This window comes from Paenibacillus sp. JJ-223, from assembly GCF_927798175.1.
GTDB lineage: Bacteria > Bacillota > Bacilli > Paenibacillales > Paenibacillaceae > Paenibacillus > Paenibacillus hubeiensis.
Genome location: NZ_CAKMMP010000026.1, coordinates 1 through 13,304, shown reverse-complemented (window position 1 = coordinate 13,304; position 13,304 = coordinate 1). Strand labels below are relative to the sequence as shown.

The 13,304-nt window shown below is 51.3% G+C and carries 12 protein-coding genes; 1 reads left to right on the top strand and 11 read right to left on the bottom strand.

The window, feature by feature from the left end; all coding sequences use genetic code 11:
- Positions 1-7: 7 nt before the first annotated feature.
- The 3 genes from ispF to L6H98_RS29985 form a co-directional block, all read right to left on the bottom strand.
- Positions 8-505: a 2-C-methyl-D-erythritol 2,4-cyclodiphosphate synthase gene (ispF, locus tag L6H98_RS29995; RefSeq protein WP_236421377.1), complete on the bottom strand. Its 498-nt coding sequence runs from the start codon at positions 503-505 to the stop codon at positions 8-10.
- Complete coding sequence (gene ispD, locus L6H98_RS29990) at positions 502-1,194, bottom strand: 2-C-methyl-D-erythritol 4-phosphate cytidylyltransferase (protein WP_236421376.1); 693 nt, start codon at positions 1,192-1,194, stop codon at positions 502-504. The genes ispF and ispD overlap by 4 nt, the downstream gene beginning before the upstream one ends.
- Before the next feature lie 104 nt (positions 1,195-1,298).
- Positions 1,299-2,387 (bottom strand): PIN/TRAM domain-containing protein, encoded by a 1,089-nt coding sequence (locus tag L6H98_RS29985; protein ID WP_236421375.1) that lies wholly within the window; start codon positions 2,385-2,387, stop codon positions 1,299-1,301.
- Positions 2,388-2,555: 168 nt separating this feature from the next.
- Between L6H98_RS29985 and L6H98_RS29980 the strand changes: the two genes are divergently transcribed.
- Positions 2,556-2,951, top strand: a complete 396-nt coding sequence (locus L6H98_RS29980) for a DUF1573 domain-containing protein (protein WP_236421374.1) — start codon at positions 2,556-2,558, stop codon at positions 2,949-2,951.
- A 191-nt stretch (positions 2,952-3,142) separates the two neighbouring features.
- On the opposite strand, the gene pssA is transcribed toward L6H98_RS29980, so the two are convergent.
- From pssA to L6H98_RS29940, 8 genes are all read right to left on the bottom strand, one after another.
- Complete coding sequence (pssA, locus tag L6H98_RS29975) at positions 3,143-3,862, bottom strand: CDP-diacylglycerol--serine O-phosphatidyltransferase (RefSeq protein ID WP_236421373.1); 720 nt, start codon at positions 3,860-3,862, stop codon at positions 3,143-3,145.
- A gap of 97 nt (positions 3,863-3,959) precedes the next feature.
- Positions 3,960-5,036 (bottom strand): DNA integrity scanning diadenylate cyclase DisA, encoded by a 1,077-nt coding sequence (disA, locus tag L6H98_RS29970; protein WP_236421372.1) that lies wholly within the window; start codon positions 5,034-5,036, stop codon positions 3,960-3,962.
- A gap of 12 nt (positions 5,037-5,048) precedes the next feature.
- Complete coding sequence (gene radA / locus L6H98_RS29965; RefSeq protein ID WP_236421371.1) at positions 5,049-6,416, bottom strand: DNA repair protein RadA; 1,368 nt, start codon at positions 6,414-6,416, stop codon at positions 5,049-5,051.
- Positions 6,417-6,690: 274 nt separating this feature from the next.
- Positions 6,691-9,150, bottom strand: coding sequence for an ATP-dependent protease ATP-binding subunit ClpC (clpC, locus tag L6H98_RS29960; protein ID WP_236421370.1), 2,460 nt, complete (start codon positions 9,148-9,150; stop codon positions 6,691-6,693).
- Between the two features lie 173 nt (positions 9,151-9,323).
- Positions 9,324-10,394, bottom strand: a complete 1,071-nt coding sequence (locus L6H98_RS29955; protein WP_236421369.1) for a protein arginine kinase — start codon at positions 10,392-10,394, stop codon at positions 9,324-9,326.
- Positions 10,395-10,431: 37 nt separating this feature from the next.
- Positions 10,432-10,956, bottom strand: a complete 525-nt coding sequence (locus L6H98_RS29950) for a UvrB/UvrC motif-containing protein (RefSeq protein ID WP_236421368.1) — start codon at positions 10,954-10,956, stop codon at positions 10,432-10,434.
- A 22-nt stretch (positions 10,957-10,978) separates the two neighbouring features.
- A complete protein-coding gene (locus tag L6H98_RS29945) occupies positions 10,979-11,440 on the bottom strand; it encodes a CtsR family transcriptional regulator (protein ID WP_236421367.1) in 462 nt (153 codons plus the stop codon).
- A gap of 433 nt (positions 11,441-11,873) precedes the next feature.
- Positions 11,874-13,052, bottom strand: a complete 1,179-nt coding sequence (locus L6H98_RS29940) for a GNAT family N-acetyltransferase (RefSeq protein ID WP_236421429.1) — start codon at positions 13,050-13,052, stop codon at positions 11,874-11,876.
- Positions 13,053-13,304: the final 252 nt, after the last annotated feature.

The window sequence follows — 13,304 nt, the reverse complement described above, 5'->3', positions numbered from 1 at the left end:
TCCGTCTCTAATTCGTTGATGATACCACGGGTCCCCGAACCAGGCAAACCACGGATTGGGCAGCTATACCTTCTCCTCGGCCCGGGAATCCAAGCTGCTCGGTCGTCGTCGCTTTGACGTTGACTTGCTCCACGTCCGCTTCAAGCGCCTTGGCAATGATCTCCGCCATTTGAGGGATATACGGAGCCATTTTCGGCTTCTGGGCAATGATGGTCGAATCAATGTTACCCAGACGGTATCCACGCTCTTTGGCGAGCTTCCATACATGCTCAAGCAGCTTCAGACTATCGGCATCCTTGAATTCGGGATCCGTATCCGGGAAATGCTTGCCGATGTCTCCCAGCGCAAGCGCCCCGAGAATGGCATCGCTGATGGCATGCAGCAGCACGTCGGCATCGGAATGCCCCAGCAAACCTTTGTCATGCGGGATCGTGACTCCGCCAATAATGCACGGGCGCCCCTCTACCAGTTGGTGTACGTCAAACCCTTGTCCTACGCGTATCATTGTTTCTTCTCTCCCCCCAGCACAAATGCGGCATAATGCAAATCTTCCGGTGTAGTCAATTTGATATTGGTATAACTGCCTTCCACAACTTTGACGGACATGCCGTGGCGCTCCGCCAGCATGGCATCGTCCGTTCCCAGAAATCCGTCCCGTTCCGCCGACTCGTGCGCATGGAGCAGGGAAGAAAGACGAAAAGCCTGCGGGGTCTGAATGCTCCACAGACTGCTGCGTTCAGGCGTTGCAATGACGATGCCCTCAGCATTGACTTGTTTGATCGTATCCTTCACCGGTACAGCCAGCACGGCAGCTCCAATGTCTATCGCGGCCTGCATGCAAGCCCGAATCTGTTCCCCGCTCACAAAAGGACGAACCCCGTCGTGAACGAGGACCCACTCGGTGCCCAGAGCTTTTAAGCCTTCATGCACCGAATGTTGCCGCTCCTTCCCTCCGGGGATGACGCGTACGCGCGATTCCAGACGATATTCCTTTACCCATTTCAGGCAGCGTTCAACGTCCGCCGCTCCAGTCACCAGCACGATTTCGCCAATGTCGTCCAAAGCGGCAAACACTTCAAGCGTATGTATGAAAACGGGCTTGTCCTGCAGCAGCAGAAACTGCTTGCTCTCATCGGTACCCATTCGGGTTCCCCGTCCTGCTGCCACAACGACAACGCCCCATTCTTTCCTCATGCCGCGATCCCTGCCTTGTCTGTCAGTTTATCGCTGATCGATATTCCCGCGCCTCGGGACGCGTTCGGGCTATCGCCAAACGACACACTACCCATCATACCGCTTTATTGGGCTTTTTCCAACAGTTTCGGTTTCGCAAAAATCATTCGTCCCGCAGAAGTCTGCAGTACGCTGGTGACGAGCACCTCCATCATCAGGCCGATGTAATCGCGCCCGCCTTCAACTACGATCATGGTGCCATCATCCAGATAAGCGACGCCCTGACCGTTTTCCTTGCCGTCCTTGATGATCTGTACCATGATCTCTTCGCCAGGCAGCACCACCGGCTTCACTGCATTGGCAAGGTCGTTGATGTTCAGCACCGAAACCCCTTGAAGCTCGCACACTTTGTTGAGGTTGAAATCGTTGGTTACCACTTTGCCCTGCAGTACTTTGGCCAGCTTGACCAGCTTGCTGTCGACCTCGGAAATCTCTTCGAAATCTCCTTCGTAGATCAAAACTTTAACGTCGAGCTCTTTCTGGATTTTGTTCAGAATGTCCAGACCACGCCGGCCGCGGTTACGCTTGAGCAGATCCGAGGAATCGGCAATATGCTGCAGCTCCTCCAGCACGAATTCCGGAATGACGATGGTTCCCTCAATGAATCCGGTTTTGCAGATATCCGCGATGCGGCCATCGATGATGACACTCGTATCCAAAATTTTGTGCTCCTCGAGCCGTCTCTCTTCTTCTGCACCATCGCCGTGTCCCCAGCGTCCGGACATCCAGAAGGCTGCCAGATCCTCTTTCTTTGCCATGGCCAGCATATATCCCGAATACGCACTGATCATCGTCAAAGCCAGCTGAAGCACTTCCCCGGATGTTCCCAACCATGCCAGGCACGGGGAGAGCAGCAGCGCAACGACAAGTCCTGTGAGGATGCCGGCTGCACCAGCAGCCAGTTCGTTCATCGGAATTTTGGCCAGTGCATCAATGCCATGATTCAATTTCGCGGCAAGCATTGTTCCTCCAATGCTGCATAATGCGATGAACAGCACCGCACCGAGAATGGTCGCTATGCCCGCGCCCAACAACCCTGCCGATTGAATCCATTCCGCCATCCAAGGGACCGATTTTCCAGCCAGTTGATATGCCGTGTAACCAAACCATGCACCGCACAATCCCGTAAAAGTTAAAATGCCTCTTTTCCACATAAGTCCCCTGCACCTCCTTCAAATGTTTTCTCATATCCAGTATGATCCAATTCGTGGATTGCTAATCCGTTAAACAAGAACTTTTTGGAAGTGAAGCAATCCTTGGTTGAAGGAGGTAAATTATTGGCATATAATGAATTCAATTCATAACCGAGGTGAGTGGGCAAAATGAGTACGCCAAGTTTACAGGCATTTCAGGATCAGGTTTCCGAGCTGTTGCTTCGTCATCGCAGTCTGATTGATGTACTGTCCAAAACGGGACAAGCTGGTGCTTCCGTGAACCGTGCCGTGTCCAAGGCCATTACCGAGTGTGGCTGCATTGAACTGCACGCCACCAAGCAGAAGTATGCTCCTGAGCGCAATATTGCGCAAAATACGCCCTTGCTCGAGACCCATGTGGAAGGTGAATTGTGCGAAAACTGCAAGGAGGTTATCAGCTCCGAACTGGGCCGCAACCTGTTTTATATGTCGGCACTCTGCAATCTGCTGAACATTAGCATGGAAGACGTCGTGGAAAGCGAGTCCCAGAAATGCTCGACGCTTGGCATGTTTAATTTGTCTTAAGTAAAATACAGATCACACGGCTTGCAAATCGTTAAGTTAATAGCACCTTGCATAAATCATTTCCTGGCACCTAGGTGGCATGGAAAATAAATTCAAAAAAGCACGCCTCTTTCCTTTCGGAAATGCGTGCTTTTCTCATGTTTCTTGGATCGGCTATGCAATAATAATGAACGGCACAACGTCAATTGGAATCACCGGGAGGATTTTTCGTCCTTGCGCTTTTTGGCCCGGTTTCGGGACGCGGTGGTTCGCATGCTATGTTTCATTCCGTAGAGTGCGTATAACACCAAGGGGATAAAAATCAGTTTGGATAACTGCTCCGGGAACATCACCGCCATCCCCACGGCCAGCAATACAACCCAGGGTGCGATCCATATCGCTTTTCGCGGAAAGCCCACTTTTTTGAAATTGGGATACTTGAGGGAGCTGACCATAAGATAAGACAACAAGAGCGTGGCAATCATCATGCTGACCGGACTGATGTCTTTATTGAACAACGTCAGCGTTGCAAGCACGCCTCCGGCTGCCGGAATCGGAAGACCCGTAAAATACCCCGGGATTCCGGGACGTACGTTAAAGCGAGCCAGACGGATCGCGCCGCAGATGGGGAAGCTTGCCGTGGCGATCCATGCCAGCATGGGCAGGGTGTCCTGAAACGATACCATGAACATGATCAGCGCTGGCGCTGCTCCAAACGAAACCATGTCCGAAAGGGAATCCAATTCTTTCCCGAAGTCGCTTTGAGCATCTAGAGCCCGGGCCACCCTGCCATCCAAACCATCCAGCAGCATGGCGATGATGACCATAATGGCAGCCAAGCTGTAACTTTCGTTGATTGCCAGCAGAATCGCCATCATTCCAAGAAACAGATTGCCCAGGGTAAAGAGATTCGGAATGAATCTTGTTATCATCGTTGTTCACCTCATCGTCTTGGAACCATTCTCGCAGAACCCTATTCACGTTCAAATATTCCATTCTTATCTGTTTACGGCACCGTGGAGTTAAGGGTTACATCTGTCTGTCAATGAACATCTGCTCCTGCAGACGTTTCAGGCCTTCCTTGATCGTGCGGGCACGGACTTCACCGATGCCGTCCACCTCATCCAATTCTTCGATCGTTGCCATGATCACGTGCGGAAGCTGTTCGAACCGTTCCACCAAATTGTGAATGATCACGTTGGGAAGACGAGGTATCTTATTCAATACCCTGAATCCGCGAGGCGCAACCGATTCTTCGGATGTCGCAGCGGAGGAAGGATAACCTAACAAACGCACGATATGATGCGCGTCCAGCAATTCGTCGTCAGACAACCGTTTCAATCCCAAAATGATATCGCGGATTTTTTCATCGCTATCGTCGCGCGCATAATCCTTATAGAGCAACCAGGCTTCTTCCTCCGTTGTGCCGACCAGTTCCTCCATTTGCATCGAAATCAGCCGTCCTTCGTTGCCAAGCTCGTGGATGTAACGTTTGATTTCCATTTTGATGCGCATGACCATCTCGGTCCGTTGGATGACATTGACCACCTCCGGAATCGTCACCAGCTCTTCGAATTCCGATGCGCTAAGATTCGTCAGAGCTTGCGTGAGAACCGCCTTGTATTTCTCCAGCGTCTGGATGGCCTGATTCGCTTTCGTCAAAATGACTCCGATCTCCTTGAGCGAGTATCGCAGCGTTCCTTGATAAAGGGTAATGATATTTCTCCGTTGGGAGATGGAAACGACGAGTTTTCCCGTTTGCTTTGCCACACGTTCCGCTGTCCGGTGACGAATGCCCGTCTCTGAGGACGAGATCGATGAATCCGGGATCAGCTGAGTATTGGCATATAAAATGCGCTTCAAATCTTCGCTAAGAATGATGGCGCCGTCCATTTTGGCAAGCTCATACAAATAGTTCGGGGAGAAGTCGCAATTAATGGAGAATCCTCCATCCACCACTTCCATTACCTCGGGACTGTAGCCGACGACCAGCAATGCTCCCGTTTTGGCGCGCAGCACGTTCTCCAACCCTTCCCGGAACGGTGTGCCTGGCGCGATCAGCCTTAATAAATCATTCATTTTATCCAGTTGGCTCGAATCCTTCATCTCTTATGCCCCCTAATCTAAAGCAACCGCTAGTGCATCTGCCACAGTATTCACACCGATCAACTGTATTCCGCGGGGATGCTTCCATCCCTTCAAACTTTTTTCGGGTAAAATGACCCGTTTAAATCCAAGTTTCTCCGCTTCCTTTACGCGCTGTTCTGCACGCGATACCGCTCTGACCTCCCCCGTCAGGCCGATTTCGCCAAAAATGACGTCATCCGGCTTGGTCGGCACATCCCGCAAGCTGGATGCTATACTGACCGCGACGGCCAGGTCAACAGCCGGCTCATCCAGACGGACTCCGCCCGCCACGTTCAGATAGGCGTCTTGCGTTTGCAAAAACATGCCCATCCTTTTCTCCAGCACGGCAATGATCAGGTTTAAACGATGATGATCGATGCCTGTCGCCATCCGGCGCGGGGATGGAAAGTGGGTTGCCGATATCAGCGCCTGCAGTTCCACAAGCATCGGCCGCGTGCCTTCCATGCTGGCGACGACGGTAGATCCTGCCACGCCGAGCGGGCGCTCCGACAAAAACAATTCGGAAGGGTTGCCCACTTCGCGCAGCCCATCCTCGCCCATTTCGAAAATGCCGATCTCGTTTGTTGAGCCGAAACGGTTTTTGACCGCTCGCAACAAGCGATACGTGTGGTGACGCTCTCCCTCGAAATAAAGAACGCAATCCACCATATGCTCCAGCAAGCGGGGACCCGCAATGGCTCCTTCCTTCGTAACATGCCCCACAAGTACGGTTGCAATGCCCTTGCCTTTCGCAATTCGCATGAATCGCGAGGTACACTCCCTGACTTGGGCAACGCTGCCGGGGGCGCTGGTCACCTCGGGCAAGTACACGGTCTGGATCGAATCGATGACAAGAAAATGCGGTTGGATCTGCTCCACCGCCTCTTCAACACGTTCCATATTCGTCTCGCATAAAACGTACAATTCGGGCGATAACGCATTGAGGCGATCTGCCCGCAATTTGGTTTGTTTCACCGACTCCTCTCCCGAAACGTATAACACCCTCAAACCTGAATGGGTTAACGCATGGGATGTCTGAAGCATCAGCGTGGATTTCCCGATTCCGGGGTCTCCCCCCACCAATACAAGGGAGCCTGGAACGATGCCGCCGCCCAGCACGCGGTTCAACTCACCGATGCCCGTATGCACGCGAGGTTCCTGGCCACTATCTATGTTTATGATGGGAAGGGGTTTATCTTTACTGTCAAACAGAGGTGAATTTCTCCCCTGCGTTTTGACAATTGTTTCCGTTTCCTCCACCATGGAGTTCCAGGATTGGCAGCCCGGGCATTTGCCGTACCACTTCGGGGCTTCGTAGCCGCATTCTGTACACTGAAACTTGGTCTTTGTTTTAGCCACTTCAGCCTCCTGAAAAGTTTTATTTTATTTCAACGTTTTGCATTTTTCGACGAATTTTGACCCGAACATCCTGACAGGCAGGCATACTAAAAGTTTACCATTGTTTGAGATTTTTCGTAAAGGATTATCGTAAACTTTACACATGTTGTTGCATAGCAAAAAGAGGCCCGCCAAAAATCGGCAGGCCTCTTTGTACTTAACGTCCGATCGGCCGAAGCCGAAAGGAATAACTTTATGGTCGGATCTAGGACGGAACCCGTCCATGAAGATCCGGTTATTTGGTTTCGATTTCCTCATTGGCAGGAGCAATTTCCTTTTTCGTAACCGACAGCTCGCCGTCTTTTTCATCAATCAACAACGAATCGCCTTTCTTTACGCTGCCTGTGAGCAATTCTTCGGACAGACGATCCTCGATGTGCTTCTGAATGGCCCGGCGCAATGGACGTGCACCGTAAGCGGGATCAAAGCCTGCTTTAGCCAGGAACGCTTTGGCCGAATCCGTCAATTCGAAGTCCACATCGTAATCACGCAGACGTTTGCGCAGTTCTTCGCTCATAAGAGAAACGATCTCGGCGATATGTTTCTCTTCGAGAGAATGGAATACGATGATTTCGTCGATCCGGTTCAAGAACTCCGGACGGAAGCTTTTCTTCAGCTCATCCATCACTTTGCCCTTCATGTTGCTGTAATCGGCGCCCGCATCCATAACCGCGGTGAAGCCGAGCGTGGAATTGCGTTTGATCGCTTCAGCTCCGACATTGGATGTCAGAATGATGAGGGTATTGCGGAAGTCGACAACCCGGCCCTTGGAATCGGTCAGGCGTCCATCCTCCAGCACCTGCAGCAAGATGTTGAACACTTCAGGGTGTGCCTTCTCAACTTCGTCCAGCAATACGACGGAATATGGTTTGCGGCGCACTTTCTCGGTCAGCTGACCGCCTTCTTCATAACCAACGTATCCTGGGGGCGCTCCGACCAGGCGAGCCGTGGAGTGTTTCTCGCCATATTCGGACATGTCGATGCGGATTACCGCATTTTCGTCACCGAACATCGCTTCTGCCAAGGCACGAGCCAGCTCGGTTTTACCGACCCCGGTTGGACCGAGGAAGATGAAGGAGCCCATTGGACGCTTCGGATCTTTCAGACCGGCACGTGCGCGGCGTACGGCACGGCTCACGGATTTAACGGCTTCATCCTGACCGATGACGCGTTCATGCAAAATTTGCTCCAGATTCAGCAAACGCTGAGTTTCTTCTTCTTTCAGCTTGTTCACCGGAATGCCGGTCCAGTTCGCTACGACTTGAGCGATGTCTTCCGGTGTTACTTCGGAATCGGTGCGTCCCTGTTTTTCTTTCCATTGGTTTTTGGTCAGATCCAGTTCTTCGCGAATTTTTTGTTCAGTATCGCGCAGCGCTGCCGCTTTTTCGAATTCCTGGCTTTGGACGGCTGCGTCTTTCTCCTTGCGGATATCTTCAAGACGGCCTTCCAGCTGTTTCAGATTCGGCGGAATGGTATACGAGTTCAGCCTTACTTTGGAACCCGCTTCGTCAATCAGGTCAATCGCTTTGTCTGGCAGGAAACGATCCGTAATATACCGATCGGACAGTTTCACGGCCTGTACAATGGCCTCATCCGTAATTTTCACGCGGTGATGCGCTTCGTAACGATCACGCAAGCCGTGCAAAATTTGAATGGCTTCTTCCGGAGAAGGCTGATCCACCGTAATCGGTTGGAAACGGCGCTCCAACGCAGCGTCTTTCTCGATGTATTTGCGGTACTCATCCAGCGTTGTTGCCCCGATGCATTGCAGCTCACCGCGTGCCAGCGCCGGTTTCAGGATGTTGGAAGCATCGATGGCGCCTTCGGCTCCACCTGCACCAATCAGGGTGTGCAGCTCGTCAATGAACAGCACGATGTTGCCTGCCTGACGAATTTCGTCCATGATTTTTTTCAAACGATCTTCGAATTCGCCCCGGTATTTCGTACCTGCAACGACCGAACCCATATCCAGAGTCATTACGCGTTTGTCTCGCAGCGTTTCCGGAATTTCGTTATTGATGATTTTTTGGGCAAGGCCTTCGGCAATCGCCGTTTTACCTACGCCCGGCTCCCCGATCAATACCGGGTTGTTTTTGGTGCGGCGGCTCAACACCTGAATTACGCGTTCGATTTCCTTGCTGCGGCCAATAACCGGATCAAGGTTGTTTTCTTTCGCGTATGCCGTCAAATCGCGGGCCAAGCTGTCCAGCGTTGGCGTGCTAACGTTCGCAGGTGCTCCATTATGGCTGGATACCGCTTCGCTGCTGCCAAGCAATTGCAATACTTGCTGACGAGCCTTGTTGAGGCTGATACCCAAATTGTTGAGCACACGTGCCGCAACGCCTTCACCCTCGCGGATCAGACCAAGCAAAATATGTTCTGTGCCCACATAAGTGTGGCCCAGCTTGCGTGCCTCATCCATGGACAATTCGATCACTTTTTTCGCACGAGGCGTATATGCAATGTTCGTAGGCTGCTCCTGGCCGCGGCCAATCAGCGTCTCTACTTCATCTTGAATTTTTTCCAATCCGAGTCCCAGGCCGATCAGCGCTTTGGCCGCAATGCCTTCGCCTTCTCGAATGAGGCCGAGCAAAATATGCTCTGTACCGATGTTATTGTGACCGAGACGGACAGCTTCTTCCTGCGCGAGTGCGAGCACCTTCTGGGCCCGTTCCGTAAATCTTCCAAACATCATATCTCCTGCACCTCCATGGTTTTGGATATAAGCGGGACCATCCTAATCAAAGGCTCCGCTGTAGTAATCTTTGTTGTAATGTCTTTTTGCGACCATATGCCGCGAATAATATCATTATATAAAAGCCGCTTTAACGCGGACGTGAAACCCAAATCGATTCTCTGGTGAAGCCGTTAGGAATTTTTGGTTGTACTGATCGTATCACGAATCAGCTGCGCACGGTAGATGTCCCGTTCATCCGCTCGCATGTCTTCCCCGAACGTTTTCTGCAAAAAGCCGGGTTGCGTCATGACGTTAAGCTCATTCATGACGGGGATGGACAATCCATCAAGGAGACCAAGGTCCACACCCAACCTGACGTCGGAGAGGCGCTGTGCCGCTTCTTTGGAATCCATGACAGCCGCATAGGACAAAATACCGTAAGAACGCATCACCCTATCCGTGATTCGCAGCCTGGAGTCTGTCATCAAACGTTTTCTCGCTGTACGTTCATGCTCGATAATTTGGAGCACCACGCCGTGCAGATTGTCGATGACTTCCTGCTCCGTCTGTCCAAGCGTAATCTGGTTGGAAATCTGGAACAGGTTTCCCATCGCCTCACTGCCTTCCCCATAGATGCCTCGTACGGTAAGCCCCACTTGGGAAACGGCCGTCAAAATACGGCCAATCTGCTGTGTCATGACCAGTGCAGGCAGATGCATCATGACCGATGCTCTGACCCCTGTGCCTACATTCGTCGGACAGCTGGTCAGATAACCTCTTCGATCATCGAAGGCATAATCCACATGGGCTTCAAAAGCATCATCGATCGAAGATGCCCTCTCCCACGCTTCCTTCACCTGAAATCCCGGATAAAGACATTGGATGCGCAGATGGTCCTCTTCGTTAATCATGATGCTGATGGATTCATCCTCGCTCAGAATGACGGCGCCATTTCTGGACTCGCTCGCCAAGCTGGGACTGATCAGATGTTTCTCGACGAGCACCCTTTTATCAAGGTCAGGGACATCTGCCAATTCCAACGTGTGGAAGTTGGCAAAAGCCCGAATATCATCATGTTGAAGCACTTCGCTCAGTTTGTTCAGCACTTCTTCGGATTGCTGGTTGGTGGCCAGCATCGGAAACGGATAGTGCTGCAGGTTGCGGGCGATCCGAACGCGGCTGCTGATGACGATTTCGGAATCGGCTGCATCGCTTCGCATCCAGTCGCTTAGTGCCTGTTCCGTGAAGCGCAGACTAGGCATTTGCATATCCCTCCTACTCATGACTCTTGACCAAACTTTACTCCTGAGCCAGCCGTTTTTCAAGCTCCCGGATCTGATCGCGGATCCCCGCGGCGGCTTCGAATTCCTCTCCGGCAATGCTTTCCTGAAGGTCCTTCTTCAGATCGGCGATTTGCCGTTTCAGCTTGATGCGTCCCCCCGCTCTCGCAGGGACCTTACCCACATGAGAGGTGCTGCCATGCACCCGCTTGAATAACGGATCCAGCCGACTGTCGAAATATTTATAACATGAGCTGCAGCCGAATCGGCCGATTTTGCTAAACTGTGAATAGGTCATTCCGCACTCTTCGCATCTCAGCGATTGTGGAGAGGATGCGCCTGCGGAGCCGTTTTTGCCGGCAGGATCGAAATCAAGCAACCCCGACAACAGGTTGTGAATCGAGAATCCGCCTGCTGTTCCGGGGATAATCTCCCCTTTTTCGCGAGCACATGACTCGCAAATATGAAATTCCGTCTTTTCTCCATTTACGATTTTCGTGAAATGAAGTGTCGCCGGACGTTTGTTGCATTCCTGGCACAGCATAATGATGTACCCCCCAAACGTTTTATTTACCGAGCAACGAGATGATCATTGCTTTCAACATTCTGGCACGAATTTGATCCCGGTAAGGAAGTTTGACCATTATAATTTCCCTCGACATCGCGGCACGCATTAAAGCTGCCTCCCGCTTGCTCAGGAAACGCGCTTCCTCAAGTTGATAAATCAGCCCCTCAGCCGCCGTCTGCCCGATCTCCTCGCCTATGCTATGGTGCAAATGGTGATGTAGGTCCGAATGTGCGGGCAATTCGATCCGCTGTATCCGGACATAACCGCCGCCACCACGTTTGCTTTCGACCAGGTAACCTTTTTCGAGCGTAAAACGCGTGCTGATGACATAGTTGATCTGCGAAGGCACGCATGAGAATTGATCAGCAAGGTCGTTGCGCTGAATCTCAATCATCCCCTCGGGACTTTCATGCAAAATACTCTTCAGATATTGTTCGATAACATCAGAGATATTACGCATCGACTCATCCTCCACTGTTTGAAACGTTAAGTCAATTAGGACCCACACGCCCCCACAGAGTACAACCTCTCCCCCATTTTAACCATTCAAGGAAACAACGAATCTGCATTCCAAGCCGGCAACCGGTGGGTGAGGACGCTTGAAGTTCTGATGGAAATTCGCCTTATCACCACAAGATCAAGGCTGATTTCGACTTTCAGTTGACTTTGACTTTCTTTGACTTTATTTACATTATAACATATTCTGTGGTTTTGCCAAGAGGGGTCTTCCTTCATTTTTTACGATTTTACACGAAATATTCCGCATATACAAAAAAACCTCTCTCCATCGTGGAAAGAAGTCCTTTTGTCTTCCATTTTCTCCGTATCTCTCGTTAAGCGTACCATGCCCCAATCGGGAATTCCTCGCTCCCCACCGTTTCCGGCAGGACATCTCAAAAAAAGTCCAGCAGATACGTCTCCCTATTCGGAATGGCCCGTTCCAGTGCGGCCACACTCTCCGTATTGCCTTCAATACGACCCATAGCCAACAGCTCCGAAGGTCTTTTATAGCCCAAAAGCATCGTTGTTAGCGTCTGAATGCTGACCTTGACGTCTTGTCCGTCCGCGTTCGTTTCTGCAGAAGACTTCCAGATGGAGGCCGTGCCGTTTAACGCAATATTCAATTCCCATACGCCCTCATTCCATGGAGCATGTTCGTCCTGGACTTGAAGCATAAGGCGAATCGGGGAATCCAGGTCTGCAAAAGGGTACTGCGATACAAACTGCTCCACGCTCACGATTCGCGCCATAAAGTATGGAACGATCTCCTGCTGGATTCGCGGATTATCCAGTCGAAAAGCAAGATCATCGCTCGCAGGCGCCTGAAGCGTCACCTCTTCAATCATGGAATCGTGGTTGGCAATGAATGTCCAGAGCCCCTGTTTCGCTTCTTCGTTCAGGCAGACCATCTCATCGATGGTAAACTTGCGATCCTTCACCTCGTATAAAACGTAGCCCTGCGGTTGTTTGGCTGCATCGTAATACACGGCCTTCTGGCTGGTACCTTCCGTCAATACGGAGTACTCCCACCAATTTCGATCCCGAACGAGCGTTCCGTTAAACCGGCTTGCGTAAGCCTGGTATATCCTATCGAGCAGTTCGAGCTCAGGCTCACCCCGACGAATCGCACCAGGGGTCTCCTTCTTTGCAGGCAGATGCGTTACCGGGACTCGATACTTCTTGTATTCGATGTACGCTTCCCATCCGTATTTGCGGTAAAAGCCAAATGAAAATGGATGTAAAAACGAAATGCTTTGCTTGTTGCGATTCATCTCTTTTAGCGCATGGCGCAATAAGCTGGCGACCCATCCTTTGCGTCGATATTCGGGCCAGGTGGCAACCCCCGCAATCCCGCCCATGGCAAAAGCCTTTTCATGAATATAGGTCTCAAAAGGAACAATGTGGAGCTTCGCTCCCAGTTGTCCTCCTTCATATACACCCCATGTGTCCTGAGCATTAAACTGACTGCGCCGCTTCTCCTTCTTTTCTTCGGTCAAAACGTACTGAAAGGCATACTGGGAGAGCGCAATGCTGTCTTCGTAGTCATCTGTCGTTAATTTGCGAATGTCCATATCCTTCTGCACCTCGTTCTCTGAATTTTCGGATTGAGCCACTATAAGCCATTGATCCAAAAGAATGTCTCATCTTATGAGTCTGTCAGAGGTACGGAACAAAGTCAATTCATGTATACTTATTATTATAAAATAAAAAAACCACCACCGATGACATCGGCAGTGGTTCTTCGCTTGGCGGCTTCCTACTCTCCCAGGACCCTGCGGTCCAAGTACCATCGGCGCTAGAGGGCTTAACGGTCGTGTTCGGGA

Bases quoted from the DNA above. Each gene is read 5' to 3' on its own strand.
- L6H98_RS29955 (WP_236421369.1), bottom strand. From the start codon at position 10,394: ATGCCTAGTCTGCGCTTCACGGAACAGGCACTAAGCGACTGGATGCGA.
- L6H98_RS29985 (WP_236421375.1), bottom strand. From the start codon at position 2,387: ATGTGGAAAAGAGGCATTTTAACTTTTACGGGATTGTGCGGTGCATGG.
- clpC (WP_236421370.1), bottom strand. From the start codon at position 9,150: ATGATGTTTGGAAGATTTACGGAACGGGCCCAGAAGGTGCTCGCACTC.
- ispD (WP_236421376.1), bottom strand. From the start codon at position 1,194: ATGAGGAAAGAATGGGGCGTTGTCGTTGTGGCAGCAGGACGGGGAACC.
- L6H98_RS29940 (WP_236421429.1), bottom strand. From the start codon at position 13,052: ATGGACATTCGCAAATTAACGACAGATGACTACGAAGACAGCATTGCG.
- L6H98_RS29950 (WP_236421368.1), bottom strand. From the start codon at position 10,956: ATGCTGTGCCAGGAATGCAACAAACGTCCGGCGACACTTCATTTCACG.
- pssA (WP_236421373.1), bottom strand. From the start codon at position 3,862: ATGATAACAAGATTCATTCCGAATCTCTTTACCCTGGGCAATCTGTTT.
- disA (WP_236421372.1), bottom strand. From the start codon at position 5,036: ATGAAGGATTCGAGCCAACTGGATAAAATGAATGATTTATTAAGGCTG.
- L6H98_RS29945 (WP_236421367.1), bottom strand. From the start codon at position 11,440: ATGCGTAATATCTCTGATGTTATCGAACAATATCTGAAGAGTATTTTG.
- ispF (WP_236421377.1), bottom strand. From the start codon at position 505: ATGATACGCGTAGGACAAGGGTTTGACGTACACCAACTGGTAGAGGGG.
- L6H98_RS29980 (WP_236421374.1), top strand. From the start codon at position 2,556: ATGAGTACGCCAAGTTTACAGGCATTTCAGGATCAGGTTTCCGAGCTG.